23 protein-coding genes, 1 tRNA gene and 1 pseudogene are annotated in these 26327 nt (G+C 69.1%); 13 read left to right on the top strand and 12 right to left on the bottom strand.

Annotation, left to right across the window (positions count from 1 at the left end):
* Nucleotide 1: 1 nt before the first annotated feature.
* The 3 genes from cydB (at nucleotide 2) to ACIBB8_RS15235 (ending at nucleotide 6435) form a co-directional block, all read left to right on the top strand.
* A complete protein-coding gene (cydB, locus tag ACIBB8_RS15245; protein WP_398952169.1) occupies nucleotides 2-1003 on the top strand; it encodes a cytochrome d ubiquinol oxidase subunit II in 1002 nt (333 codons plus the stop codon).
* Nucleotides 1004-1120: 117 nt separating this feature from the next.
* Complete coding sequence (gene cydD / locus ACIBB8_RS15240; RefSeq protein ID WP_398952167.1) at nucleotides 1121-4633, top strand: thiol reductant ABC exporter subunit CydD; 3513 nt, start codon at nucleotides 1121-1123, stop codon at nucleotides 4631-4633.
* Between the two features lie 95 nt (nucleotides 4634-4728).
* Complete coding sequence (locus ACIBB8_RS15235; RefSeq protein WP_398952165.1) at nucleotides 4729-6435, top strand: GAF domain-containing sensor histidine kinase; 1707 nt, start codon at nucleotides 4729-4731, stop codon at nucleotides 6433-6435.
* A gap of 31 nt (nucleotides 6436-6466) precedes the next feature.
* Here the strand turns inward: ACIBB8_RS15235 and ACIBB8_RS15230 are convergent, their stop codons facing one another.
* Both ACIBB8_RS15230 and ACIBB8_RS15225 read right to left on the bottom strand, forming a co-directional pair.
* Nucleotides 6467-7333 (bottom strand): HAD hydrolase family protein, encoded by an 867-nt coding sequence (locus ACIBB8_RS15230; protein WP_398952163.1) that lies wholly within the window; start codon nucleotides 7331-7333, stop codon nucleotides 6467-6469.
* A gap of 145 nt (nucleotides 7334-7478) precedes the next feature.
* On the bottom strand, nucleotides 7479-8387 hold the full coding sequence (locus ACIBB8_RS15225) for an LLM class flavin-dependent oxidoreductase (RefSeq protein ID WP_398952161.1): 909 nt from the start codon (nucleotides 8385-8387) through the stop codon (nucleotides 7479-7481).
* A gap of 89 nt (nucleotides 8388-8476) precedes the next feature.
* Between ACIBB8_RS15225 and ACIBB8_RS15220 the strand changes: the two genes are divergently transcribed.
* A complete protein-coding gene (locus ACIBB8_RS15220) occupies nucleotides 8477-8788 on the top strand; it encodes a calcium-binding protein (RefSeq protein WP_398952159.1) in 312 nt (103 codons plus the stop codon).
* 51 nt (nucleotides 8789-8839) lie between these two features.
* Nucleotides 8840-10045, top strand: coding sequence for a hypothetical protein (locus ACIBB8_RS15215; RefSeq protein ID WP_398952157.1), 1206 nt, complete (start codon nucleotides 8840-8842; stop codon nucleotides 10043-10045).
* Between the two features lie 90 nt (nucleotides 10046-10135).
* Here ACIBB8_RS15215 and ACIBB8_RS15210 read toward each other — a convergent pair whose 3' ends face one another.
* Complete coding sequence (locus tag ACIBB8_RS15210) at nucleotides 10136-10528, bottom strand: hypothetical protein (RefSeq protein WP_398952155.1); 393 nt, start codon at nucleotides 10526-10528, stop codon at nucleotides 10136-10138.
* Nucleotides 10529-10547: 19 nt separating this feature from the next.
* On the opposite strand from ACIBB8_RS15210, the gene ACIBB8_RS15205 reads away from it, so the two are divergent.
* Nucleotides 10548-10796 carry a hypothetical protein gene (locus ACIBB8_RS15205; RefSeq protein WP_398952153.1) on the top strand — a complete coding sequence of 83 codons (249 nt, stop codon included), beginning with the start codon at nucleotides 10548-10550 and terminating at the stop codon, nucleotides 10794-10796.
* A complete protein-coding gene (locus ACIBB8_RS15200) occupies nucleotides 10793-11194 on the top strand; it encodes a DNA-binding protein (protein ID WP_398952152.1) in 402 nt (133 codons plus the stop codon). Before ACIBB8_RS15205 ends, ACIBB8_RS15200 begins: the two co-directional genes overlap by 4 nt.
* Before the next feature lie 41 nt (nucleotides 11195-11235).
* Here ACIBB8_RS15200 and ACIBB8_RS15195 read toward each other — a convergent pair whose 3' ends face one another.
* The 5 genes from ACIBB8_RS15195 to ACIBB8_RS15175 form a co-directional block, all read right to left on the bottom strand.
* The gene (locus ACIBB8_RS15195) at nucleotides 11236-11481 is read right to left on the bottom strand and encodes an LLM class flavin-dependent oxidoreductase (RefSeq protein ID WP_398952151.1); all 246 of its coding nucleotides are present in this window, start codon (nucleotides 11479-11481) and stop codon (nucleotides 11236-11238) included.
* A 184-nt stretch (nucleotides 11482-11665) separates the two neighbouring features.
* Nucleotides 11666-12208, bottom strand: coding sequence for an RNA 2'-phosphotransferase (locus ACIBB8_RS15190; RefSeq protein ID WP_398952150.1), 543 nt, complete (start codon nucleotides 12206-12208; stop codon nucleotides 11666-11668).
* A gap of 147 nt (nucleotides 12209-12355) precedes the next feature.
* A complete protein-coding gene (locus tag ACIBB8_RS15185; RefSeq protein ID WP_398952149.1) occupies nucleotides 12356-13330 on the bottom strand; it encodes a MerR family transcriptional regulator in 975 nt (324 codons plus the stop codon).
* Entirely contained in the window at nucleotides 13327-15108 is a 1782-nt protein-coding gene (locus ACIBB8_RS15180; protein WP_398952148.1) for an SDR family oxidoreductase, read from the bottom strand. Before ACIBB8_RS15180 ends, ACIBB8_RS15185 begins: the two co-directional genes overlap by 4 nt.
* The gene (locus ACIBB8_RS15175) at nucleotides 15105-15956 is read right to left on the bottom strand and encodes a M24 family metallopeptidase (protein WP_398952146.1); all 852 of its coding nucleotides are present in this window, start codon (nucleotides 15954-15956) and stop codon (nucleotides 15105-15107) included. The genes ACIBB8_RS15180 and ACIBB8_RS15175 overlap by 4 nt, the downstream gene beginning before the upstream one ends.
* A gap of 275 nt (nucleotides 15957-16231) precedes the next feature.
* On the opposite strand from ACIBB8_RS15175, the gene ACIBB8_RS15170 reads away from it, so the two are divergent.
* From ACIBB8_RS15170 to ACIBB8_RS15145, 6 genes and pseudogenes are all read left to right on the top strand, one after another.
* Nucleotides 16232-17245, top strand: a complete 1014-nt coding sequence (locus ACIBB8_RS15170; RefSeq protein WP_398952261.1) for an ABC transporter ATP-binding protein — start codon at nucleotides 16232-16234, stop codon at nucleotides 17243-17245.
* Nucleotides 17235-18143, top strand: coding sequence for an ABC transporter permease (locus tag ACIBB8_RS15165; RefSeq protein ID WP_398952144.1), 909 nt, complete (start codon nucleotides 17235-17237; stop codon nucleotides 18141-18143). Before ACIBB8_RS15170 ends, ACIBB8_RS15165 begins: the two co-directional genes overlap by 11 nt.
* Nucleotides 18140-19051: an ABC transporter ATP-binding protein gene (locus ACIBB8_RS15160; RefSeq protein ID WP_398952142.1), complete on the top strand. Its 912-nt coding sequence runs from the start codon at nucleotides 18140-18142 to the stop codon at nucleotides 19049-19051. The genes ACIBB8_RS15165 and ACIBB8_RS15160 overlap by 4 nt, the downstream gene beginning before the upstream one ends.
* 30 nt (nucleotides 19052-19081) lie before the next feature.
* A complete protein-coding gene (locus ACIBB8_RS15155; RefSeq protein WP_398952140.1) occupies nucleotides 19082-19801 on the top strand; it encodes an ABC transporter permease in 720 nt (239 codons plus the stop codon).
* Nucleotides 19802-20098: 297 nt separating this feature from the next.
* Nucleotides 20099-20790 (top strand): annotated as a pseudogene (locus tag ACIBB8_RS15150) (hypothetical protein); the annotation flags it as partial.
* Between the two features lie 326 nt (nucleotides 20791-21116).
* Nucleotides 21117-21204, top strand: a tRNA-Ser gene (locus tag ACIBB8_RS15145).
* 107 nt (nucleotides 21205-21311) lie between these two features.
* On the opposite strand, the gene ACIBB8_RS15140 is transcribed toward ACIBB8_RS15145, so the two are convergent.
* From ACIBB8_RS15140 to efeB, 4 genes are all read right to left on the bottom strand, one after another.
* On the bottom strand, nucleotides 21312-22109 hold the full coding sequence (locus tag ACIBB8_RS15140; protein WP_398952138.1) for an HAD family hydrolase: 798 nt from the start codon (nucleotides 22107-22109) through the stop codon (nucleotides 21312-21314).
* Nucleotides 22106-23395: a serine--tRNA ligase gene (gene serS, locus ACIBB8_RS15135; RefSeq protein WP_358856590.1), complete on the bottom strand. Its 1290-nt coding sequence runs from the start codon at nucleotides 23393-23395 to the stop codon at nucleotides 22106-22108. The genes ACIBB8_RS15140 and serS overlap by 4 nt, the downstream gene beginning before the upstream one ends.
* 678 nt (nucleotides 23396-24073) lie before the next feature.
* Nucleotides 24074-25009: a prephenate dehydratase gene (pheA, locus tag ACIBB8_RS15130; protein WP_366133127.1), complete on the bottom strand. Its 936-nt coding sequence runs from the start codon at nucleotides 25007-25009 to the stop codon at nucleotides 24074-24076.
* Between the two features lie 27 nt (nucleotides 25010-25036).
* Nucleotides 25037-26266: an iron uptake transporter deferrochelatase/peroxidase subunit gene (gene efeB, locus ACIBB8_RS15125; RefSeq protein WP_398952259.1), complete on the bottom strand. Its 1230-nt coding sequence runs from the start codon at nucleotides 26264-26266 to the stop codon at nucleotides 25037-25039.
* Between the last annotated feature and the right edge of the window lie 61 nt (nucleotides 26267-26327).

Below are 26327 nucleotides of genomic sequence, written 5' to 3'. Positions count from 1 at the left end.
GATGGAACTCCACGACGTCTGGTTCGTACTCATCGCCGTCCTCTGGATCGGCTACTTCTTCCTGGAGGGATTCGACTTCGGGATCGGTGTCCTTACCAAGCTGCTGGCTCGTGACCGCAAGGAACGGCGGGTCCTGATCAACACGATCGGGCCCGTCTGGGACGGCAACGAGGTGTGGCTGCTCACCGCGGGCGGCGCGACGTTCGCCGCCTTTCCCGAGTGGTACGCGACGCTGTTCTCCGGTTTCTACCTGCCGTTGCTGATCATCCTGCTCTGCCTGATCGTGCGCGGTGTCGCCTTCGAGTACCGGGCGAAGCGGCCCGAGGAGCGGTGGCAGACCAACTGGGAAAACGCGATCTTCTGGACCTCGCTGATCCCCGCCTTCCTCTGGGGCGTGGCCTTCGGGAACATTGTCCGCGGCGTCAAGATCAACGCCGACATGGAGTACGTGGGCAACTTCTGGGACCTGCTCAACCCGTACGCGATCCTCGGTGGACTGGTCACGCTCTTCCTCTTCACCTTTCACGGCGCGGTGTTCGCGGGGCTCAAGACTGTCGGGGACATCCGGGACCGGGCGCGGACGCTGGCACTCAAGCTGGGGCTGGTCACCGCGGTGCTCGCCCTCGGCTTCCTGATCTGGACCCAGGCCGACCACGGCGACGGCTGGAGTCTGCTCGCGTTGATCATCGCCGTGGCGGCGCTGGTCGGAGCGATCGGTGCCGTCGCGGCGGGGCGCGAGGGCTGGTCTTTCGCGCTCTCCGGGCTGACCATCACGGCCGCGGTCGCGATGCTCTTCCTGGCGCTCTTCCCGAACGTCATGCCGTCCTCGCTGGACGACGCCTGGAGCCTCACGGTCACCAACGCCTCGTCCACCCCGTACACCCTGAAGATCATGACCTGGTGCGCGGGGATCGCTACTCCCGTGGTGCTGATCTACCAGGGCTGGACGTACTGGGTGTTCCGCAAGCGGATCGGTACGCAGCACATCGCCGAAGCGCACTGACGCACCGAGGACGCGTCCCGGCGGATCACGGCCGGGCCCGATCCTCCGGACACGTCCTGGGGGCGGTCCGACACGTCCCGCCTGGTCCACCGCCCGAGCTCATTGGGGATGTTTCACGTGAAACCGATCGACCCGCGCCTCCTCCACTACGCCCGCGCCACCCGCCTCTTCCTGGCGGCCGTGGTAGCACTCGGAGTGGCTGGGGCGGCGCTGGTCATCGCCCAGGCCATGCTCATCGCCGAAGTGGTGGTGGGCGGGTTCGAGGACGGGCTGACCGTTGGCGAGCTGCGGACCCCGCTGATACTGCTGGCGGTGGTCGCGCTCGGCCGGGGGCTGGTCACCTGGTTGACCGAGCTCGCCGCGTACCGGGCCAGTGCGGCGGTCAAGTCCGAGCTCCGCGGCCGGCTGCTCGACCGCGCCGCGGCGCTCGGACCGGACTGGCTGAGCGGGCAGCGCACCGGTTCTCTGGTGGCGCTCGCCACCCGCGGTGTCGACGCGCTGGACGACTACTTCGCGCGCTACCTGCCGCAGCTCGGGCTCGCGGTCGTCGTGCCCGTGGCAGTCCTCGCCAGGATCGTTACCGAGGACTGGGTCTCGGCCGCGATCATCGTCGTCACGCTGCCGCTCATCCCGCTCTTCATGATCTTGATCGGCTGGGCCACCCAGTCCCGGATGGACCGCCAGTGGCAGCTGCTCTCCCGGCTCTCCGGACACTTTCTCGACGTGGTCGCCGGACTGCCGACACTGAAGGTCTTCGGCCGGGCCAAGGCCCAGGCCGAGTCCATCCGCACCATCACGTCGCAGTACCGCCGGGCCACTCTGCGGACTCTGCGGATCGCGTTCCTGTCCTCCTTCGCCCTGGAACTTCTCGCCACCCTGTCGGTGGCGCTGGTCGCCGTCACCATTGGCATGCGGCTCGTGCACGGCGAACTGGACCTCTACACCGGCCTGGTGGTGCTGATCCTCGCGCCCGAGGCATACCTGCCGATCCGGCAGGTCGGGGCGCAGTACCACGCCGCCGCCGAGGGGCTCTCGGCCGCGGAGGAGATCTTTGCGGTCCTGGAGACCGAGGTGCGGGCGGACGGTACGGCGGACGTCCCGCAGTCGCTGAGGCTGGAGCTGGAGGGGGTGACGGTACGGCACGAGGGCCGTACCGCTCCGTCACTGGACGGGGCCTCGCTGGTGGTCGAGGAGGGGGAGACCGTCGCCCTGGTCGGCCCGAGCGGTGTCGGGAAGTCCACACTGCTCCACGTGGTGCTGGGGTTCGCGGAGCCCGACGCAGGGCAGGTGCGGGTCGGCGGCGTGGATCTGGCGGCACTGGCGCCCGAGCGCTGGCGGGAGCGGATCGCCTGGGTTCCGCAGCGCCCGCATCTCTTCGCGGGCACGATCGCGGAGAACGTACGGCTGGCCCGACCGGACGCGGACGACAGCGCGGTCACGGCGGCGCTGCGGGACGCGGGGGCGTACGACTTCGTGGCGGACCTTCCCGACGGTGCGCAGACACTGCTTGGCGAGGACGGCGCGGGACTCTCCGCCGGCCAGCGGCAACGGCTCGCGCTTGCGCGGGCGTTCCTCGCCGACCGGCCGCTGCTGCTGCTCGACGAGCCGACCGCGAGCCTGGACGGCGAGACGGAGGCCGGGATCGTCGACGCGGTACGGAGGCTGGCAGCGGGGCGGACCGTGCTGCTCGTCGTGCACCGGCCGGCGTTGCTCGCGGTCGCCGACCGGGTGGTGACACTGGAACCGCGCGTGGCGCCGGAACACGCGGCGGCCACGGAGCCGGTCGGGATGGACGGACCGACGCGCGCCTCCGACGCCGTACCCCAGGGAACCCGGGAACCCGAGACACTGCGGGAGACCGCGGCACGGTCCGGCCAGGTGCTCGCCCGGGTCCGGGAGGCCGCAGGGGCACACCGTGGGCAGCTGGCGCTCGCGCTCCTGCTGGGCAGCCTCGCCCTGGGCTCGGCCGTCGGGCTCATGGCCGTCTCCGGCTGGCTGATCTCCCGCGCCTCCGAACAGCCCCCGGTGCTCTATCTGATGGTCGCCGTGACCGCGACCCGTGCTTTCGGGCTCGGCCGCGCCGTCTTCCGCTACGCCGAGCGTCTCGTCTCGCACGACGCGGTGCTCAAGATGCTCGCCGAGCTGCGCGTCGCCGTGTACCGCGGACTGGAACGCATCGCGCCGGCCGGGCTGGCCCGGACCCGGCGCGGAGACCTGCTGTCCCGGCTCGTCGCCGATGTGGACGCGCTGCAGGACTACTGGCTGCGGTGGCTGCTGCCCGCCGGGACCGCGGCGGTCGTGGGAGTGGCGGCCGCCGGGTTCACCGGCTGGATGCTGCCCCAGGCGGGCGTCGTGCTCGCTGTCGGGCTGCTGCTGGCCGGGGTCGGGGTGCCGCTGGTGACCGGCGCCTGCGCCCGCCGCGCGGAACGTCAACTGGCGCCCGCGCGAGCCGACCTGGCCACCCGGATCACCGACCTGCTCGGCGGGACCGCCGAACTGACCGTCGCGGGGGCCCTGCCCGCGCGTTCGGCGCGGACCCGCGAGGCCGACGGCGTGCTGACTGGGATCGCGGCCCGGGCGGCAACGGCCACCGCGCTCGGGGGCGGGCTCTCCGCCGCGATCTGCGGTCTGACGGTTGTCGCTGCCGCACTCGTCTCCGTGCCGGCGGTTCTCGACGGGCGGCTGGCCGGAGTGGAGCTCGCAGTGGTGGTGCTCACGCCGCTCGCCGCGTTCGAGGCCGTGACCGGCCTGCCGCTCGCCGTGCAGTACCGGCAGCGGGTCAAGCGGAGTGCGGAGCGGGTGTACGAGGTGCTGGACGCCCCGGTGCCGGTGCTCGAACCTGCCGCCCCGGCCGATCCACCCGCCTCTCCCTTCCCGCTGGAGGTACGCGGGCTGGCGGCCCGGTACGCAGGAGCGCCGCGGGACGCCCTGGGCTCCGTCGACCTGACGCTGACCGCCGGGCGGCGCATCGCCGTCGTCGGCGCTTCGGGCTCAGGGAAGACCACCCTCGCGCAGGTCCTGCTCCGCTTCCTGGACGCGCGGTCGGGGACGTACCGCATCGGTGGTGTGGAGGCCTCCGCACTGGACGGCGACACTGTCCGGCGTTTCGTCGGGCTTTGCGCCCAGGACGCCCATGTCTTCGACAGTTCCATCCGGGAGAACCTGCGGCTGGCCCGCACCGGCGCGACGGACGACGACCTGCAGGGCGCCCTCGCGCAGGCACGGTTGCTCGACTGGGTGCAGGCGCTGCCCGACGGGCTCGACACGCTCGTCGGCGAGCATGGCGCCCGCCTCTCCGGCGGGCAGCGTCAGCGGCTCGCGCTCGCCCGGGCGCTCCTCGCCGACTTCCCCGTACTCGTCCTGGACGAGCCCGCCGAGCATCTCGACCTGGCGACGGCGGACGCCCTGACGGCGGATCTGCTGACCGCGACCCGGGGCCGCACAACGGTTCTGATCACCCATCGGCTGGTGGGGCTCGAAGCGGTCGACGAGGTGGTCGTGATGGACGCGGGCAGGATCGTGCAGCGCGGTCCGTACGCCGATCTTGCGACGGTGGAGGGACCGTTGAGCCGGATGCTGGAGCGCGAACAGGAGACCGTACGGATCCCGGCTCCCGCAGGACGGGCGTAGAAGCACTCGGGCAGGCCCGTCGGGCAGGGGCCGGAGCGGTGTGCCGGACCATCGGCCGACTTTCCTCCCCAAAAGGGGCTAATTAGGCTCTGGGTATGCCAGAGCCGGACCCGAAGGACTCACTCGAAGCCGCAACGCAGGCGACCCGCAGCCTGCAGGGCCTGTCCACCGAGCTCACCGCCCGCGTCCCGCAGCTGCTGGAAGCCATGCGCTCCGTCGGCACCGGTCTCGAACTGCACTCCACCCTCGACCGGATCTGCGAGACCGCTGCCGAACTCGCCCACGCCCGCTACGCCGCCATCGGCGTGGTCGACACCCAGGGCAAGGGACTCTCCGACTTCCTCACGTATGGGGTGCCGGAGGCGGTGGAAGCCGAGATCGGACACCGGCCCGACGGTCAGAGGGGACTGCTCGGCGCACTCATTCACGACCCGGCACCGGTGCGGCTCGCAGATCTGACAGCCGATCCGAGGTTCGCCGGATTCCCCGCCGGCCATCCATCGATGCGGACTTTTCTCGGGGTCCCCATCCGCGTACAGGGAGAAATCTTCGGCAACCTCTATCTGGCCGAGAAGGAGGGTGGGCGCGAGTTCAACGACTACGACCTGCACATGGTGCGGGTGCTCGCCACGGAGGCAGGGATCGCCATCGGCAACGCCCGGCTCTACGAGGCGGCGCGCCACCGCGAGCGGTGGATCGACGGATCGGTGGCCGTGACCACCGCGCTGCTCTCCGGCGGGGACGCGGACGACGCGCTTGCCGTCGTCGCCGAACAGGCCCGCCACCTCGCCGCATCCGCTGCCGGGATCGTGCTTCTGCCGGCGAAGGAGGGCGGTCTGGAGATCGTTGCCGTCTCCGCCGACAGCCCGTCCGCCTCGCTCGGGATGATCATCGGTCCGGAGAGCCCGGTGGCAGCGAAGCTGCTGGCCGGCGAGGCGGTCCTCATAGACGACTCGGCCACCGACTCCCGCGTGATCACCAGGCTGGCCCACCAGTTCGGCCCGAGCATGCTGCTGCCGCTGCACAGCGGTGGGCGGGTGCTCGGTGCGCTCGCTACCCCCCGCGCCCGGGGCGACCGGCCGTTCACCGAGACCGAGCGGACGCTGGCCGCACAGTTCGCCTCGCAGGCCGCACTCGCGCTGATCATGGCCGAGGCGCAGCGGGACCGGGAGCGGCTCGCGGTCTACGAGGACCGCGACCGAATCGCCCGCGATCTGCACGACCTGGTCATCCAGCGGCTGTTCGCCACCGGGATGATGCTGGAGAGCGCCCAGCGCGGGTCGGTCGTACCCGAGGTGCAGGCCGGAGTGGGGCGGGCCGTGGACGAACTGGACGTGACGATCCAGGAGATCCGCACCGCGATCTTCGCGTTGCAGCAGGAACCGGCCGAGGCGCCGCCCGGGCTGCGGGCCCGCGTCCTGCGCGAGATCAATATGGCGGCCGTCCCGCTGGGCTTCAAGCCCTCGCACCGCTTCCTCGGCCCGGTCGACTCGCTGGTCGGCGAGCTGACCGGCAAGAACCTGATCGCGGCGCTGCGGGAGGCGCTCTCCAACGCCTTCCGGCACGCCGAGGCGTCCTTGATCGACGTGGTCGTCGACGCGACCGTCACGCTGCCCGACGGACGCGACGCGGTGCGGCTGTCGGTCGCAGACGACGGCGTGGGCATTCCGGAGGGCGGGCGGCGCAGCGGGCTGCGGAACCTGGCGCGCAGGGCGGAGTCGCTGGGCGGGTCGAGCTGGTTCGGGCCGGGCCTCGGCGAGGACGGGGGCGGTACGACTGCGGTGTGGGAGGTGCCGCTCTGAGGTCCACGTCGGAGTTCGGGCCGGGGATCGTTCAGCTCTGGCTGAGGTACTTCCGGCGCTCGGCCACGAGCCGCTCGATGACGATCGCGACGCCGTCCTCCTCGTTGGTGACGGTCCGCCCGGAGGCGGCGGCGACCGCGGCCGGGTGGGCGTTGCCCATCGCGTACGAGGTGCCCGCCCAGCTCAGCATCTCCACGTCGTTCGGCATGTCCCCGAAGGCGACGACCTCGGCGGGCGAGATGCCACGCTCGGCGCAGCACAGCGCGAGGGTGCTGGCCTTGGAGACACCGAGTCCGCTGACCTCCAGCAGGGCCGTCGGGCTGGACCGGGTGAGGGACGCCCGGTCACCGGCTGCCGTGTGTGCGACGGCGAGGAAGTCGTCCGGGGCCAGTTCGGCGTGGTGTGCGAGGAGCTTCAGTACAGGGGCTCCGGCGCCCGGCGTCTCTTCGTGGAGGAGCTTCTCGGCAGTGGCGACGGTGGCGCCCGGGTCGAGATGGAACGGCGGGTAGGCCGGTTCGTAGTGGATGCCGGTGGCCAGCTCGACAGCGAACGAGGTGCCCGGAGCGGCCGCGCGCAGGGCGTGGACGACATCGAGGGCGGCGGCGCGTTCCAGCGGGCGGACCTTGAGCAGCCTGCCGCCCGCGTGCAGGTCGGCGATCGCGGCGCCGTTCGCGCAGATCGCCAGGCCGTGGCCGTGGACATGGTCGCTGACGACGTCCATCCAGCGGGCCGGGCGGCCGGTGACGAAGAAGACCTCGATCCCGGCCTCCTCGGCCGCGGCCAGCGCCGCGACCGTGCGGTCCGAGACGGTTTTGTCGTCGCGCAGCAGAGTGCCGTCCAGGTCGGTGGCGATCAGCCGGGGAGCGGCAGGCAGAGGCGAGTCGGTAGCTGAGGTCACCCGGCCATTCTCCCGTACAGGGGTGCACGGGTGTGCGGAGGGGCGCGCATTTGAGGGTGCGCGCCCCTGACCAGGAGAACACCCCTGACGCCATATGTCAGGGGTGATGAGAGGGCAGCCGGTGGTGCGCGCGTGGGTGCGCGGGTCAGCCGAGCTGGGACAGCCCCTCGATGGCGATCCGTTCGAAGACCTTCTCGTCCGCCGCGAAGTCGGAGTCCGGGATCGGCCAGTGGATGACGATCTCCGTGAAGCCCAGCTCGAAATGGGTGCCCGCGAAGTCGACGAACGCGTCGAAGGACTCCAGAGGGCGGTCCGGGGTGAATCCGGTGAGCAGGATCTTGTCCAGCTCGGCGACATCCCGGCCGATGGCTTCGCAGGCCGTGCCGAGCTTGCTGATCTGCCCGCGGATGGCTGCCACGGACTGCTCCGGGGTACCCGTCTCGAACAGTTTGGGGTCGCCGGTGGTGACCCAGGCCTGACCGTACTGCGCGGCGAGCTTCAGCCCGCGCGGACCGGTCGCGGCCACCGCGAAGGGCAGCCGGGGCAGCTGCACACAGCCGGGCACGTTCCGGGCCTCGTTCGCCGCATACAACTCGCCCTCATAGGTGACGGACGGCTCCCGCAGAAGCTGGTCGAGGAGCGGTACGAACTCGGCGAAGTGGTCGGCCCGCTCGCGCGGCGTCCACGGTTCCTCGTCGCTCCTGCGCAGCGTGGTGGCATCGAAACCGTTGCCGCCCGCGCCGATGCCGAGGGTGATCCGCCCGTCGGAGACGTCGTCCAGCGTGATGAGGTCCTTGGCCAGGGTGACCGGGTGCCTGAAGTTGGGGGACGTCACGAGCGTACCCAAACGGATACTCTGCGTCACCGCTGCCGCGGCCGTGAGCGTGGGGACGGCACCGAACCACGGCCCGTCCCGAAAGGTCCGCCAGGACAGGTGGTCGTACGTGTATGCGGCATGGAAGCCGAGGTCCTCGGCCCGCCGCCAGATCTTCTGTCCTTCGACCCACCGGTGGATGGGGAGGATCACCGTGCTCAGACGCATGCCCCCGACCATACGCGGGCTTCTCGCTGCCACGGATATGCCGGCGGAGCAGATTCGGGAAGCCGCGCCGACGTCGCGATGGGGGCCGCTACCGTGGCGTCATGGGCACGTTGGGTAGGGCCGAGCTCGAGACCATGATCGAAGAGGCGACGGTGGACGCCTATGGCGAGGACGAGCAGCGGACCGGTCTGTTCGCCATGCTTGAGGAGCACCTCGACCTGCCCTTTGCCACCGCGGTTCTGGGCGTCGAGGTAACTGTGAGCGGCATCGACCTCACGCCGGACGGCAGGATCGTCGCCCTGTGCTCTCGTGGCCGCGTCCGGCAGTCGATCGGCATCCTGGAGCTGCCGTTGCCCAGCCCGGCGCCCGAGGGGGCGGAGTGGATCGAGGCGTACCGCCACTGGGCAGGTTGAGGCCGGGTACCTCTCATTCATGCGGAACCGGCTCGTACGAAAGGACTGAACGTGGCTGAGGCCGTACAGCGCGCGCATCAGGGTGCTGCTGAACCGGCGCTGACCGATCTCATCGAGCGTAGCGCCGAGTTGAAGGGGAAACTGGTCACCTTCGCTCAGAGCGCGCGCTTCGACCGGTGGTTGACGCCCCTCCTGCTGGAGGCCGCTGGGCCTGCACGGCAGCTGGACGAGGGTGAGGCGATCCGGATCACCGACCGATTCATCCTGCGGTACCGGTTGCCGGACGGTTCGACGGTGGTGGACCGGTTTGTTGCCGGGCGGAAGGGCTTGACCACGGCCGACCGGGAGATGTTGCTCGGCTGGCGTGACCCGGTCGAGGGCATCTTCGAGATCCAGCGCAAGGACGGGGATGCCGTCGTCCTGCTGAACCTGGTCGACGACCTGGAGTACCGCACCTACTCGAATGTCGGGCGGGCGGCGTTCCGCGGAGCGTCCAAGGGGGGATTCCTCCACACCTGCCTGGTGCCCCTCCGCTCGGCCGACGGGGCGTGGCTGGTGTCCGGGGCGATGTCGTACTACCCGAGGTCCAGTGCCGCCGACATCGCACAGGCGGCACTCGAACTGGCCACCAGCCAACCCGAGCTGGTCTTCCGCAACCCCCAGAAGATCGAGCAGGGGTGGCAGCGGATGCGGGAGGACCGGGCCGCGTTCGTCGAGTTCTGCGGCGGCGACGAGTTGGTCCTTCCGCCTGCCGAAGCCGAGGACCTCCTCAACGCCTACTACCGCCACTGCCAGGAGGCCGCCGTCGCCGCACAGCCCGGCCGTGCCCGGCGCAAGCGGCTCCCTGGCCTGGACCTGCCCTTCTTCGAGTTTCCGCCGGAACTGGTGGACTCGGACACCATCGGTGTCATCTACGACCAGGTCGACGGGCTCAACTTCTACGCCGACTACGGGATGCTGCGGGACCTCTTTGCGGACCCCGCCCGCACGGGCCGCAGGCGGCACCAGGATCTGCTGCGCACCTACCTGCGCGAGGAGTCGATCGCGCCACTGCCGATTCGCCGTCTGGCCGCCGCCCACCCGGAAACCGCTGATGAGGTGTTCCGGAAGCTCCTGCGGAAACCCGGATTCACCTGGAGCGAGCACGGTGAGACGCTGCTGCGCCGACGCAAGCCCTGGTACTACGAGAACGAGCCCCGTCCGGGCGTCTCCGTGATCGGCGACCGCCTCGGCGCGCTCCTCACCGGCCGTCGGTAGTCACCATTCACACGGGCAGCGACTGCTGGCAACACTGCGCAGCCGCGCGGGGCCGCGCCAGTGGCGATCCGGCAGTGGCATCGGCAATGATCAGCGCTCGCGGTAGCGTGCGATGACGCGGGCACGCTCCTGCTCCCAGGACCAGTCCGCGCCCGTCCGGTAGAACGGTGCCCCTTTGGCCAACTCGAAGAACTGGCCGGCGGGCCTGCCGGTTGCCTTGAGGATCACGAGGGACGAGAGCATGGGCTCAAGCCCCTGGTTGCCCCGGCGGCAGGTGTCAGCCAGTAGGAGGCTGATGATCGGGCAGCGGTAGTGGACGTTGTGCCCCTTCGCCCTCAGTTCTTCGCTGAGGGACCTGGACCGGCAGTCGGTGCGGCCTTCTCGCGCCCAGCGCCGAAGGATTTCGATCGTCTCGTCCAGCGCGGACAGGTACACGGCATCGCCCTGCAGGAACCGCAGAGCAGTAGACCCGGGCGTGCGCATACCGCAGTATGCTCAAGGTATGGCGGAAACGACACGCATCACGGTTACGCTGCCGACGGACCAGGTCGCCGAGCTGAGGAAGCTCACAGACAACGTCTCCGGGTATGTCGCCGAGGCGGTGGCACGGCAGCTACGGCACCAGTTGCTCGGCGCCGACCTGCTGCGTCACCAGGAGGAGCACGGGGAGTTCACCGAGGAGGAGCTGGCCGAGGCCCGCTCAAGGATCTTCGGTATGGCGCAAGTCGGCGGATCGGCGAGCGCCGCGTGATCGAGCACGTCGAGACCGTCGTCCTGGACTCGGAGGGGCTCTCCGCCTGGATCGCTCAGGACCGAAAGATCCTCGCGATGTTCCAGGTGTTCCACACCTTGGGCGCCGACTGCGTCATCAGCGCCAACACCATCGTGGAGGTCAGCCATGCGCGGGTGAACATGCCTCGACTGCAGTGGGTGCTCTCCCGCGTCAAGGTCGAGCCGGTGACCGAGAGCGCAGCGAAGGCGTCTGCGGAACTGCTCAAGGCCGCCGGTCTGCACGGCCACAAGTACGCGATCGACGCGACCGTCGCCGAGGTGGCACTGCGCCAGCCGGGCCCGGTGGCCATGCTGACCTCAGACGTCGACGACATGGCCCGGTTGTGCGGCGACCGCGTCCGGCTCATCGGCATCTGAACGGTCAACCGCGCTCTCCGGCCAAGGGGAATCTTCGCAGGTCAGGACGCGATAGGTGAAAAAGGCTTGACCGAGGTGACGAGGGTGCCCAGGCGCAGCCGCTCGGTGGCGGCCGCCGCGGCGGTCAGGGTCGGCACCGCGCCGAACCACGGCCCGTCGCGGAAGGTCCGCCAGGCCAGATGGTCATACGTGTACGCGGCGTGGAATCCCAGTTCCTCGGCGTGCTGCCAGACCTTCCGGCCCTCGCTCCAGCGGTGAATCGGCAGAATTACAGTGCTCAGACGCATACATACGACCATACGGCGGGAGAGCTGCGGAGCAGAGGCGCGTCAGCGGCCGCTGCGGCCGGGCCGCAGCGGCCGTGTGCCGCGCGGGACGAGCGTCTTGTACGTCCTGTCGCCGGGCAGAGGCAGCCACCAGCAGGGCGGGAAGATCGCGCCCTTCGCATGAGCCGTGCCGGGCGGCTCGGGTTCAGCCGGGAAAGCGGAGGAACTCCGGCGGTACGGAGTCGGTCAGCCAGACCCCGTTCGCGCTGACGTAGAAGAGGTGGCCGGCGCGGTGCATCGCGCCCGCATCCACGGAGAGGATCACGGGCCTGCCGCGGCGGGCGCCGACGCGGGTAGCCGTCTCGCGGTCGGCCGAGAGGTGGACGTGGAGCCGGTTCATGGGGCGCAGCCCCTCGGTGCGGATCGCGTCGAGGGCGCGGCCCACCGTGCCGTGGTAGAGGTACGCGGGCGGCTCGGACGGAGACAGACCGAGGTCCACCGGGACGGTGTGGCCCTGGCTCGCCCGAATACGGTCGCCTTCGATCGCGTAGCGCTGTTTGTCATTGGCGGCGACGACATGGTCGAGCTCGGCACGGGTGATGGGGAAGCCGTGCCGAGCCGCGGCCCGGAGCAGCTCGTCGATCGTCACCCAGCCGTTTGGGTCGAGACGGATCCCGATCCGCTCGGGCTGGTGCCGCAGATACTTTGCGAGGTACTTGGACACCTTGACGGTGCGTCTCTCATCCATCCGGACAGAGTGCCTGTGGCGATCTCGCCGGCGCACCAGAATTTGCTCACGCTTCACACCGACGATTTTCGTCCACAGGTTTGATCCACAAGCAACTGCAGTTATACACAGGCTAATTGGCGAATCTGTGGACAAGTAGCGCCACAATCAACCCATTTGGTCAAATTGCTTTGATTTGCGGGGTGATGTAGCAAGTGCGTCCAATGTCCTTTTCTTTAGCTCGCGTTCAGTGGCGGCGGCGACAAAGGCGGCGACGTTCTGTGGACCAACCAGACGCTGTACGGCCTGCATTGTTTCCTGCGGCAGTGGTACGGAATGCGGCCGGCTCGTCGAGGGGCCCGGAGTGAGCGATGTGTCCGCGACGAGATGGTGCTGCAGATGACGTGTGGCGAACGTCCGCATGGCTCGGGCCAGTTCCGCGTCCACTGTCTGCTGGGCGAGCGGGCGGAGCCGACGGACCAACGAGGCGGCCTCGGCCGCATCAGCGTCCGTCGGTGGACGATGGCCGAGGTAGCGCGCGAACACATGCTCCGTGGTGAACTCCAGGAAACGGGAGGCGATGTGCTCGACCTGGCCGCGAAGTTCCCGCAGATGTCCGGAGATTGCAGTGATGGGCACCCCTGCGGCATGCAACTCGACTGCTACGGCGAGCTCTTGTGGGCTCGGGACCAGGAACTCGTCGTCCCGGTCCGGGATGCACTCCAGTACGCCGAGCTCGACGGCCTCGGCGACCGCCTGATCGTCCTGCGCGCCGCCGAACTTCGCATGCAGCTCGTCCCGGGTGATCCGGTCGGCCTGCTCGTCCGTCCACGGGCCGTGCACCTCGGCGACGAGCCCGAGCACTCCACCCAGCCCGCGTCCCGCGTCCCACGCCTCCAGCAGTTCCTTGATGCTGGCCAGCGTGTAACCGCGGTCCAGCAGGTCGGCGATCTGCCGGAGCCGGGCGAGATGCGTGTCCCGGTACACATTGGCCCGGCCGCGCCGCTCCGGCGTCGGCAGCAGCCCCCGGTCTTGATAGGCCCGGATCGTGCGGACCGTGGCACCGCTCGCATGTGCCAGGTCCTCGATCCGGTACTCGGCGGCGGAGCGCGTCGTTGCCGCGGACGGTCCGGTCCCGCTCACAGCGGCGGCTTCAGCCGGGCGATCCCGCGCAGCGCGCCGGGACTGAGCCGGGACAGGAACCGGGCGGCTCGTGCCTCCGGCGTCACCGGCACCACGGCCCGGTTGTGTGCCACGGCCGCGAGGATTGCGTCGGCGACCTTCTCCGGTGGGTAGTTGCGGAGCCCGTACAGCCGGCTGGTCCGCTTCCGCAGACGCTTCTCCTCATCGGCGTCGGCCCCGGCGAAGTGCGTGGTCGCTGTGATGTTGGTGTTGACGATGCCGGGGCAGATGGCGCTGACCCCGATTGACCGCTCGGCCAGTTCGGCCCGCAGGCACTCGCTGAGCATCAGCACGGCCGCCTTGGAGGTGCTGTACGCGGGCAGCGCCCGGGACGGCTGATACGCGGCGGCGGAGGCGGTGTTGACGATATGGCCGCCCTGGCCGCGCTCGGCCATCTGCCTGCCGAAGATCCGGCAGCCGTGGATGACACCCCACAGATTGACGTCGAGGACGTTCTTCCAGTCCTCGCTCGTGGTTTCCAGGAAGGAGCCGGACAGACCGATCCCGGCGTTGTTGACCAGGACGTCGACGATGCCGTACTCGGCGGCGACCTTCTCGGCAAGCTTCTCCATCGCCTGCTCGTCGCTGACGTCCACCGCCTCGCCCCAGGCGGCGGGCGAGCCGATCAGACGGGCCATCTCCGCCGTTCTGGCCGCCCCTTCCGCGTCACGGTCCACGGCCACCACCCGGGCCCCCGCCTCCGCGAACGCGAACGCGGTGGCCCGCCCGATCCCGCCCGCCGCGCCCGTCACCAGGACCAGCTGACCGCCGAACCGGTCGGCGTACGCACCGGTCGGTGCGGTGTCCGGTGCAGGCCGCCCGTCTTCCATCGCCGACTCATTGGCGGCGACGAACTCGCTGATCCAGGAGGCAAGCTGGTCCGGGCGAGTGCGCGGCACCCAGTGCTTGGCCGGCAGGGATCGCTGTACCAAGTGCGGCACCCACAGCTCCAGTTGGTCGTACAGCTTCTCCGAAAGGAAGATGTCACCCGTCGGCGTGATCAGCTGGACCGGCACATGTGCGTACGCGTCGGCACGCGGTCCGCGCAGCCGGGCGCGGACGTTGTCCCGGTAGAGCCAGGCGCCGTGCACCGCGTCGTTCGGCAGGGACGGCGTCGGGTAGTCGCCCGCAGGCACCTTCTCCATCCGCTGGAGTATCCGCGGCCACTGCTTGCCGAGCGGGCCTCGCCAGGCGAGCTCCGGCAGCACCGGTGTGTGCAGCATGTACACGTACCAGGACTTGGCCCCCTGGCCGAGCAGCTGACCGACCCGGCGCGGGGTGGGCCGCGTCATCCGCTGCTTGATCCAGTGACCGAAGTGGTCCAGGGAGGGACCCGACATCGACGTGAAGGAGGCGATCCGGCCCTCGGTGCGTCTGACCGTCGCGAACTCCCACGACTGGACCGAACCCCAGTCGTGCCCGACCAGGTGCACCGGCCGGTCCGGACTCACCGCATCGACGACGGCAAGGAAGTCGTCGGTGAGCTTCTCCAGGGTGAACCCGCCGCGCAGCGGCTCCGGAGCCGTTGACCGGCCGTGGCCGCGCACGTCGTACAGGACAACGTGCCACTGCTCGGCCAACTGCGCCGCGACCTGCGTCCAGACTTCCTTGCTGTCCGGATAGCCGTGCACCAGTACGACCGTCGGACGCGTCTCGTCGCCCAGCTCGGCGACGCACAGCTCGATCCCGCCCGTACGCACCCGGCGTTCGCGGAACCCCGGCACATCCTGCAGCCTCACGCCGCCACCCTCTCCTCGGCCCAGCGCCGCACATGCGGCAGATCGTCGTCCAGCCAGAAGGCGCTCTGCCCGGGGTCCTTGGAATCGGTGACGACCAGGATCTCCTCGAACTTCGCGCCTGTACACCGGAATCCGAGATGGGGCTCGACCGCCCACAGCCCCGGCTGCGGTGGGTGGTCGGAGAAGCGGTACGGACTCCACAGCGGAGACCAGCCGGCCCGGTGGCCGTGCACCGCATCGCTGACGAGGCCCTTGAGCGACTGCGTACCGAACCCGAACACCTGCGGTGACCAGCGGCGCTCAGCCACGCGGTCGACCTTGTGGGCGATGACGCCGAAAGGATAGGCGCGGTGCCTGTTGGCGTACCCCTGCTTGATCATCAGGCGCTCGACGTCCTCATAGATCTCGCGCAGCGAGCGTCGCTCGCGCACCTCGTCCAGGATCAGCGCGCGGTGGACCTCAAGATCGGCAAGGAGCCTGTCGTGCAACGGGTTGAGCCCGAGACAGCCGGAATATCCGATGTCCGCCGTGAACCCCTTGTACACCGGAGCCATGTCGAGGATGAACGGCATCCCGGGCTCCAGCTTCCGGTTGGTCGGGAAGAACTGCAGCGGCACTTTGAAACCGGCGAACGCCGTGCGGTCCCCGAACCAGGCGAACGGGAGATGGAACCAGTCACGGACCCCTCGCTCGCGCAGCCACTCCCGCTGCATCCGGGCCGCCTCGCGCTCCGTCACCCCCGGTTCGAGCCGTGCGGCGACCGCCTCCGCGCAGGCGTACGCGAGGCGTTGCACCTCTCTGAACCCCTGGAGCGCCTGGGGCAGTCCTTCCTTCACCGGTGAGGCCATGCCACCGTCCGTCCCATGCCGTGTGCGGTACGTGCTCGTAACGTGACACTGATGAATGTGACAATGGCCGGCGGCTGCGTCAAGAGGTGCGCAAGACCTGTGGACAACTCCCCGAGCTCTCCCCTCCGGCCCTGCTCCCGGCCACCACCCCATACCTTCGTCGTCCTCCCTCGCGGGGTTCCCCTACGGGGCCGTACGACTGAAGACTGACGCGGATCCAACCGCCTGGTCTGACGACCGGTGTGGCCCGCGCCACTACCGTCGAAGATGTGACTGTGATCGCGACCGAAAGCCTGAGCAAGCGGTTCCCCCGGGTGACCGCGCTTGACCGGCTCTCCCTGGACATCGGGCCTGGTGTGACCGGCCTGGTGGGCGCCAACGGAGCCGGCAAGTCCACACTGATCAAGATCCTGCTGGGTCTGTCCCCCGCCACGGAAGGCCGGGCCTCGGTGCTCGGGCTGGACGTCGCCACCAGTGGTGCGGCCATCCGGGAACGGGTCGGCTACATGCCCGAGCACGACTGCCTGCCGCCGGACGTCTCGGCCACCGAGTTCGTCGTCCACATGGCGCGGATGTCCGGACTGCCGCCGACGGCAGCGCGCGAGCGCACCGCCGACACGCTGCGACACGTCGGTCTGTACGAGGAGCGCTATCGCCCCATCGGCGGCTACTCGACCGGCATGAAGCAGCGCGTGAAGCTGGCCCAGGCGCTGGTCCACGACCCGCAGCTGGTCCTCCTCGACGAGCCGACCAACGGCCTGGACCCGGTCGGCCGCGACGAGATGCTCGGCCTGATCCGCCGCGTCCACACCGACTTCGGCATCTCGGTCCTGGTGACCTCCCACCTTCTGGGAGAACTGGAGCGCACCTGCGACCATGTCGTCATCATCGACGGCGGCGCGCTGCTGCGCTCCAGCTCCACCAGCGACTTCACCCAGACCACCACGACCCTCGCGGTCGAGGTCACCGACAGCGACGCCCACCCCGACGGCACGGACGCACTGCGCCGGGCGCTCACGGCAGCCGGTGTCAGCCTTCTGGGCCGCGACGGAATCGAGGCGGACGGTCTGCCGGGCGCCGGTCACATCCTGCTGATCGAGGCCACCGGCGAGGAGACGTACGACGTCGTCCGCGACAGCGTCGCCGGGCTCGGACTCGGTCTCGTACGGATGGAACAGCGACGCCACCACATCGCCGAGGTCTTCCGTACCGAAGGCACCGCAGAGACCGCAGAGACGGTCCTGACCGGAGCCGCACAGCAGAAGGGGAGCGGTCGCGATGAGCACTGAGACCGGGGCCGTGACCGGGGGCGACAACACCCGGATCCACAACATCGGGTACCGCGCCTACGACGGCCCGCGCCTGGGCCGCGGGTATGCCCGCCGTTCCCTCTACTCGCAGTCGCTGCGGGGCTCCTTCGGACTGGGCCGTTCCGCCAAGTCCAAGGTGCTGCCGATGCTGCTCTTCGGCGTGATGTGCCTGGTCGCGCTGATCATCGTGGCCGTCGCGATGGCCACGCCCAACGCGACCAAGCTCGCGATCAAGTACACGGACTTCGCGATCTATCTGCAGGCCGTCATCGGCCTCTTCATCGCCTCGCAGGCACCGCAGTCCGTGTCCCGGGATCTCCGTTTCAAGAGCGTGCCCCTCTACTTCTCGCGCCCCATTGAGCGGGTCGACTACGTGGTCGCCAAGTACGCCGCCATGGCATCCGCCCTGTTCATCCTCACCGTGACGCCGCTGCTGGTGATGTACGTGGGCGCCCTGCTGGCGAAGTTCGACTTCGCCGACCAGACCACGTCGTTCGGGCAGGGGCTGGTGTCGGTGGCGCTGCTCTCCCTGCTCTTCGCCGGGCTCGGCCTGGTCATGGCCGCACTGACTCCGCGCCGCGGTTTCGGCGTCGCCGCGGTGATCGCCGTCCTGACCATCTCGTTCGGAGCGGTCTCCACGGTCCAGGCCATCGCCTGGGAGACGGGCTCGGCGGGCGCCGTGCAGTGGCTGGGGCTCTTCTCCCCCCTCACGCTGATCGGCGGCGTCCAGAGTGCGTTCCTCGGTGCCACTTCCCACTTCCCCGGAGGGGAAGGACCGGGCGCCGGGGCAGGTGTGGTGTATCTGATCGTTGTTCTCACGCTCGTCGCCGGCTCGTACGCCGTACTGATGCGCCGCTACCGGAGGGTCGGGCTGTGACCACCATCGAGATCGACCACACCTCGCGCTGGTTCGGCAATGTGGTCGCCGTCAACGACGTGAGCATGACCGTGGGACCCGGCGTGACCGGGCTGCTCGGCCCCAACGGTGCGGGGAAGTCCACGCTGATCAACATGATGGCCGGGTTCCTCGCACCGTCGACCGGCAAGGTCACCCTCGACGGAGCGCTGATCTGGCGCAACGAGGAGGTGTACCGGCAGATCGGCATCGTCCCGGAGCGGGAGGCGATGTACGACTTCCTCACCGGCCGCGAATTCGTCGTCGCCAACGCGGAACTGCAGGGACTCGACGAGGCTGCCGCGCAGAAGGCGCTGGCCACGGTCGAGATGGAGTACGCGCAGGACCGCAAGATCGCCACGTACAGCAAGGGCATGCGGCAGCGCGTGAAGATGGCGTCCGCGCTGGTCCACGAGCCGTCCGTGCTGCTGCTCGACGAACCGTTCAACGGGATGGATCCCCGCCAGCGGATGCAGCTGATGGAGCTGCTGCGGCGGATGGGCGCCGAGGGCCGTACGGTCCTCTTCTCCTCCCACATCCTCGAAGAGGTCGAGCAACTCGCCTCGCACATCGAGGTGATCGTGGCCGGACGGCATGCAGCGTCCGGTGACTTCCGGAAGATCCGCCGGCTGATGACGGACCGTCCGCACCGCTATCTCGTCCGGTCCAGTGACGACCGCGCCCTCGCCGCCGCGCTCATCGCCGACCCGTCGACGGCCGGGATCGAAGTCGACCTGAGCGAGCAGGTCCTGCGCATCCAGGCGGTCGACTTCGGACGGTTCACCGCGCTGCTGCCGAGGGTCGCGCGGGAACACGGCATCCGTCTGCTGACTGTCTCGCCGTCCGACGAGTCCCTCGAATCAGTCTTTTCCTATCTCGTAGCGGCCTGAGTAGTGGCCTGAAAGGAGCTGTGAAGCGTCATGTACAACCCCACAGTCGCCCGGCTCACCTACCGGGCCCTGCTCGGCCGGCGCAGGGCTGCGATCCTCTTCGTCCTGCCCGCCCTGCTGATCGTCATCGCCGTCGCGGTACGGGCGTTCGCCGGGGCCGATGACCAGGTCGCCGCCGATGTGCTGGGCGGTTTCGCCATCGCCACGATGGTGCCGCTGATCGGTGTGATCGCCGGTACGGGGGCCATCGGCCCCGAGATCGACGACGGTTCGATCGTCTATCTGCTGGCCAAGCCGGTGAAACGGCCGACGATCATCTTCACCAAGCTGATCGTGGCGATCGCCGTGACCATGGTCTTCTCCGCCCTGCCGACTTTCGCCGCAGGCATGATCCTCAACGGCAACGGCCAGCAGATCGCGGTGGCGTACACGATCGCGGCGCTGGTCGCCTCCATCGCGTACAGCGCGCTGTTCCTGCTGCTCGGCACGGTCAGCAGGCATGCGGTGGTCTTCGGCCTGGTCTACGCGCTGGTGTGGGAGGCGCTCTTCGGCAGCTTCGTGCCCGGGGCGCGCACGCTCAGCGTGCAGCAGTGGTCGCTCGCGCTTGCCGAAAAGGTCGGCGGGGAAGGTGCGATCACCTCAGAGGTCGGACTGCCGCTCGCGACGGTTCTGCTGGCGGCTGTCACGGTGCTCGCCACTTGGTACGCGGGTCAGAAACTGCGCACGCTGAAGCTCGCCGGCGAGGAGTGAGCCGAAGGGCTCTGCTGTCCCCTGCGTCTGTCAACCCCTGCCCGTCGGGCGGGGGTTGACGTATGAATGGACAGTCGTGCGCGTAACTGTACGTTTATCGGCTCGTTGTTCAGGGTGCGTGGAGGCAATTGGGATCCGTGGCGTCGTAGCGTTCGTGAAATTTGGGGATTGCCGACTCCGGCGAGACAGCGCCGGCCGGGTCGGTCATTGGGTGAGTGGCAACCGTGAGCGACCTCCGCCCCTGAAGCCCGGGGAGAGGGCCGTTCATCGTCGTTTTCGCGAACGGAAGACATGCTCATGCCCACGGAAGTCGCCCTGCTCGAATCGCGCGCGCTGCGCGTCGAGCAAATGGGGCGCGTCGATGTCCTCGACAAGGTGAAGAGCCTTGTCATGCTCCCTGACGGAATTCACGTCCGCACAGAGGACGTGGTTCGTTACTTCGAAGTATCCACAGCCTCTGTCAGAAGGCTGACCGACCGGCACCACAAGGAGTTCGCGGAGAACGGCATGTGCGTGCTACGCGGTGCTGAGCTGCGATCTTTCCATAGCGACATCGAGTCGCTATGGGGCGGCGAGAGGTGAAGAGTTATCCACAGGCTGCCACTCAGCTGAGACTGTTCACCCGTAGGACCGTACTCAATGTCGCGATGCTTCTTCGCGATAGCGACATCGCTCGATGTGTCCGCACCCATCTGCTCGACGCGGAGGAGGATTTGCGGGCGGGGTACGCCTCGCTCGATCGGCGTGTCACCCGGGTCGAGTGTTGCCTGGCCGGAGTCGGCGTGGCGCTCCAGGAACTTGGACCGGTGCTCAACCGGATGTCGCACCGGCTCGACAGTCTCGACCGGAGGCTCGAGGCCACGAACCGGGTTGTCGGGGCCATGAGCGTCCGGCTCGGAGACATGTCCGAGGACATCGTCCGTATCGATGCCCGGATGGACGACTTCGTCCTTCAGCTCAAGGATCTGCGACGCCGTCGTAAGCGCCGCTGGTCCCTGACCTATGCTCGCGGTCCGCCCCGCCCCGGTCCGAACGGGCGGTCGTGGGCCGCGAGCAACCACGTCGGCCGGGGCCCTGGTCGACGCTCGAAATAATGGGTGGCGGACAAGGGCCGCCCCGGGCACAGTGGTTGAGGAAGTGCACGCCACAGGGACCGGGAGAGGAGCGCGACGATGACCGAGAGTACGAGTCCGTCGAGTTCTCACCAGGGCGGCCCGGAGCAGGCGCCGGAGTAACCATCACCTCACTCCGCTGAGCCGCTCCCAGCAGGACGCCCGGGGCGGCTTTTTTGCGCGCATCGCGCGGCCGCCCACCCGGAGGATTGGCCGAGTGGTAAGGCAGCGGCTTGCTAAGCCGTGGTCGGGGCCGTTGACCCCGCGCGCGTTCGATCCGCGCATCCTCCGCACAGATACGCAGACGACTCCGTGCGCTGAGGCCGCACACGATCACGGGCCCGGTGCATGCCTGCACCGGGCCCGTGATTCTCCGCATGCGCGTGGCCTGCGGCTGCCTAGAGCAACTGCTCCAGCACCACAGCGATGCCGTCGTCCTCGTTCGAGGCGGTGATCTCGTGCGCGACGGCCTTCAGGTCGTCATGAGCGTTGGCCATCGCGACCCCGTGCTGCGCCCAGGCGAACATCGGAATGTCGTTCGGCATGTCACCGAAGGCGAGTGTGTCCGCCGCCTTCACACCCAGCCGGCGTGCCGCCAGCGAGAGCCCGGTCGCCTTGCTCAGCCCCAACGGCAGGATCTCCACCACGCCCGGGCCTGCCATGACCACGTCCACCAGGTTGCCGACGGCCCCACGCGCTGCGTCCGCCAGTGCGTCGTCGTCGAGTTCCGGGTGCTGGATGTAGACCTTGTTCAGGGGCGCGGACCACATCTCGGTCGTGTCCTTCACCAAGACGGCCGGCAGGGACCCTTCCTGTCCGCGGAAGCCGGGACCGACCAGCACCTCACCGTCGAGCCCGTCGCGGCTCGCGGCCAGCGCCAGCGGCCCGACCTCCGCCTCGATCTTGGAGAGCGCGAGGCCGGCGAGCTGGCGGTCCAGCGTCAGCGACGTCAGCAGCTTGTGCTCGCCCGCGTGGTAGACCTGCGCGCCCTGGCCGCAGACCGCGATGCCCTGGTAGCCCAGGTCGTCCAGGATGTGCCGGGTCCACGGGACAGCCCGCCCGGTGACGATGATGTGTGCGGCACCGGCCGCGGTGACGGCGGCCAGTGCCTCGCGAGTGCGCTCGGAGACCGTGTCGTCGTTACGCAGCAGCGTCCCGTCGAGGTCAGTGGCGACGAGCTTGTACGGGAAGGTCACTTGGCGACCGGTTCCAGGACCTCGCGCCCGCCCAGGTACGGACGGAGCACCTCGGGCACCCGTACCGAACCGTCTGCCAACTGGTGGTTCTCCAGGATCGCCACGATCGTGCGCGGTACGGCGCAGAGCGTGCCGTTCAGCGTGGCGAGCGGCTGGAGGACCTTCTTGCCGTCGCGGGTGTCGCGCATCCGGACGGAGAGGCGGCGCGCCTGGAAACCGTCGCAGTTCGATGCGGACGTCAGCTCGCGGTACTTGCCCTGGGTCGGGATCCACGCCTCGCAGTCGAACTTCCGGGAAGCCGAGGCCCCCAGGTCACCGGTGGCGACATCGATCACCTGGAACGGCAGCTCGAGGGCAGTGAGCCACTGCTTCTCCCAGTCCAGGAGACGCCGGTGCTCCGCCTCGGCGTCCGCCGGGTCGACGTACGAGAACATCTCGACCTTGTCGAACTGGTGGACGCGGAAGATGCCCCGGGTGTCCTTGCCGTACGTACCGGCCTCGCGGCGGTAGCACGGCGAGAAGCCCGCGTAGCGGAGCGGCAGCTTGTCCGCGTCGATGATCTCGTCCATGTGGTACGCGGCGAGCGGGACCTCGGAGGTGCCGACCAGGTAGTAGTCGTCCTTCTCCAGGTGGTACACGTTCTCCGCGGCCTGGCCGAGGAAGCCGGTGCCCTCCATGGCGCGCGGGCGGACCAGCGCGGGGGTCAGCATCGGGATGAACCCGGCCTCGGTGGCCTGCGCGATCGCGGCGTTGACGAGGGCGAGCTCCAGCAGCGCGCCGATACCCGTCAGGTAGTAGAAGCGCGAGCCGGACACCTTGGCGCCGCGCTCCATGTCGATCGCGCCGAGCGCCTCGCCGAGTTCCAGGTGGTCCTTGGGTTCGAAGCCCTCGGCGCCGAAGTCGCGGATGGTGCCGTGCGTCTCCAGGACGACGAAGTCCTCCTCGCCGCCGACCGGCACGTCCTCGTGGACGATGTTGCCGAGCTGTAGCAGCAGGCTCTTGGCCTCCGCGTCGGCCTCGTCCTGCGCCGCGTCGGCCGCCTTGACATCGGCCTTCAGCTGCTCGGCCCTCTTGAGCAGCTCGATGCGCTCCTCGGGAGAAGCCTTGGGGATGAGCTTTCCGAGCGACTTCTGCTCGGAACGGAGTTCGTCGAAGCGGACACCGGACGACCTGCGCCGCTCGTCGGCGGAGAGAAGGGCGTCGACGAGCGCGACGTCCTCTCCACGGGCGCGCTGGGAGGCGCGAACACGGTCGGGGTCCTCACGGAGCAGGCGAAGGTCAATCACCCCTCCAGGCTACCGGTGTGCGCTTCCCTAGCTCGAACCGATATTGCCAAGCGTGTCACTTTGCCCGAATTGCCTGAATTGGTAAAAGGGGGAGAATCATCGCCTGTGATCGATTCCGGTCGTCAGTAGGGAGCTCCTATTCCCCTAAATGGGGCAGAAAGGGCTTTCGCTCTTGACGTATCAGCCATGCGTGCAGGGGGAGTTGAGGGTGCTTGTCCACAGGGGTGGGAAGTCCTCCATAGTTATCCACAGGCTGTGGGGGAGATCTGTGGACACGGGGAGAGATCATTCCGAAAGCCGCATGAGGGCGCATGGATTCCCCGTTCAAACTCACTTCACACGCTCATTCGGGTGGGAATTCCTCACCCTAAGGAGTTGATCAATGGAATTGAGATGACACGGGCAGCCTGTGGCTCTGTGGGCGGATACGGGGCGACTGGGGTGATTTGTCGACCTTGCCATGTTGAGGTGTCGACTTGTCCCCAGGTCGAGAACCAGCCCTGTGGATAACTCTTGTGGATTGCGAAAATCGGCAGGTAATACCGGCAATGTGCGCGTGCAGCCGTTGGCAGGAAACCCAACCCCGCCATCGGCCCAGGGCTTCGGCGCCGGCCGTCACCCCAGGCCATCAGGCCCGATCGTCCGGTTCCCGGTCAGGCGCGGCCGTCCGGTTCCCGGTCAGGCGCGGCCGTCCTGGACCCGGGCCAGCCAGTCCGAGGCGTCCGTGAACTCCCTGTCCGACGTCCCGTCGCGCAGCGGTCGCACGTCCTCCGGCGCCACCCCCGCACGCGGATACGAACCCAGGAACCGCACCTTCGGGCAGATCCGCTTCAGCCCCATCAGCGCCTCCCCGACGCGACGGTCCGCGATGTGTCCCTCGGCGTCGACCGCAAAGCAGTAGTTCCCGATGCCCGCCCCGGTCGGCCGAGACTGGATCAACATCAGGTTCACCCCGCGCACCATGAATTCCTGAAGGAGTTCGAGCAGTGCGCCGGGGTGGTCGTCGCCCAGCCAGATGACCACCGACGTCTTGTCCGCGCCGGTCGGCGCCGCGGGCCGGGCAGGACGCCCCACCAGCACGAAGCGCGTCTGTGCGTTCTCCGCGTCGTGGATCTCCGTCACCAGCGGTTCGAGGCCGTAGGTGGCCGCCGCGAACTCACCGGCGAAGGCGGCGTCGTACCGCCCTTCCTGCACCAGCCGCGCACCGTCCGCGTTGGACGCGGCCGACTCCCATACGGCCTCCGGCAGATGGGCCGCCATCCAGTTGCGTACCTGTGGCTGTGCCGCCGGGTGCGCGGTGACGGTTTTGATGTCGTGCAGCTTGGTGCCGGGCCGCACGAGCAGGGCGAAGGTGATGGAGAGCAGCACCTCGCGGTAGATCATCAGTGGTTCACCGGCGGTCAGCTCGTCGAGGGTCGCGGTGATGCCGCCCTCGACGGAGTTCTCGATCGGTACGAGGGCGGCTGCGGCAGCCCCGCTCCGTACCGCGTCCAGTGCCGCCGGTACGGAGACCATCGGTACGAGTTCCCGAGTGGCGGCTTCCGGGAGCGTACGGAGGGCGACCTCGGTGAAGGTGCCTTCGGGACCGAGATAGGCGTAGCGCGTGGCGGACATACCGTCACCCTAGTGCGCCTTGCCCGCTCAGGACTCCAGGAGCCGCTGCCCCACGTATTCCCCTTTTGCCGCACCGCCCGGCACCGCGAAGAGGCCGCTCGCCTCGTGCCGGACGAACGGCGACAGCGCATCGCCCCGGTCGAGTTTGCGCTGCACCGGTACGAATCCCTTCAGCGGATCCGCCTGCCAGCAGATGAACAGCAGCCCGGCGTCGGGAGTGCCGTCGGCTGCGATGCCGTCGTGGTAGGAGAAGGGGCGCCGCAGCATCGCAGCCCCGCTGTTCCGCTCGGGAGAGGAGATCCGGGCGTGGGCGTTGTCCGGGATCAGCAGCCTGCCGTCGGGGCCGGCCTTGTCGAGGTCCATCGGGGTGGTCTCGGTGCCACCGCTCAGCGGCGCGCCGTCCGACTTGCGCCGCCCTATGACCCGCTCCTGCTGCTCCACCGGGAGTTTCTCCCAGTCGTCGAGCAGCATCCGGATCCGCCGTACGACCGCGTAGGAGCCACCGGCCAGCCAGGCGTACTTCGCGTCGTCGCCGGCCTTCGGCTGAGACGGTACGAAGATGCGCCGGTCGAAGTCGCTCTCCGAGGGCTTCGGGTTCCCGGTGCCGTCGATCTGCCCCATCAGATTGCGGGCGGTTGCCGGCGCGGCCGTGGCACCGGGGGTGCGGTTGAAGCCGTTCATCTGCCAGCGGGCCCGGGCCGTCGTGGCGGCCTCCTTCTGGACGGCGCGCAGGGCGTGGAAGGCGACGAGCGCGTCGTCGGCGCCGATCTGCACCCAGAGGTCGCCGTGGGAGCGCTTGGCGTCGAGCCGGTCGGCGGAGAACGGCGGCAGGGGATCCAGCCCGGGCGGCCGGTGGTCCGCCAGGCCCGTGCGTTCGAAGAAGGTGTGCCCGAAGCCGAAGGTGATGGTCAACGAGGAGGGGCCAGCGTCCAGCGCTATCCCGGTGTCGTGTTCCGTGCCGTCCGCGCTGCCCCCACGGGTGGGTTCGCCGGCCATCAGGCGCTGGGCCACGGCCGACCAGCGGCGCATCAGGGCGGCGGCTTCCTTCCGCCCGGTGCCGGGTGCCAGGTCGAAGGCGATGAGATGCCCACATGCCTGAAGCGGAGTGGTGATCCCCGGTTGATGTTTCCCGTGAAACATTTCCTCGGTCGAGCCGACCGTCGTCAGTGCTGTCGGCTCGTCGGGGCGGGCTGCGGCGTAACCGATCGCACCACTTGCCGCGCCCAGCACCACTCCGGTCGCCCCGGCCGCACCCATGGTGCCGAGCAACCGCCGCCGGGAGATCTCGCCGGTGGAGTTCTCCCCGTTGTTTCCACTC

Source organism: Streptomyces sp. NPDC051286, assembly GCF_044455345.1.
Lineage (GTDB): Bacteria > Actinomycetota > Actinomycetes > Streptomycetales > Streptomycetaceae > Streptomyces.
Note: the sequence above shows the minus strand (reverse complement) of the source record. Positions and strands in the feature narration are given on the sequence as shown.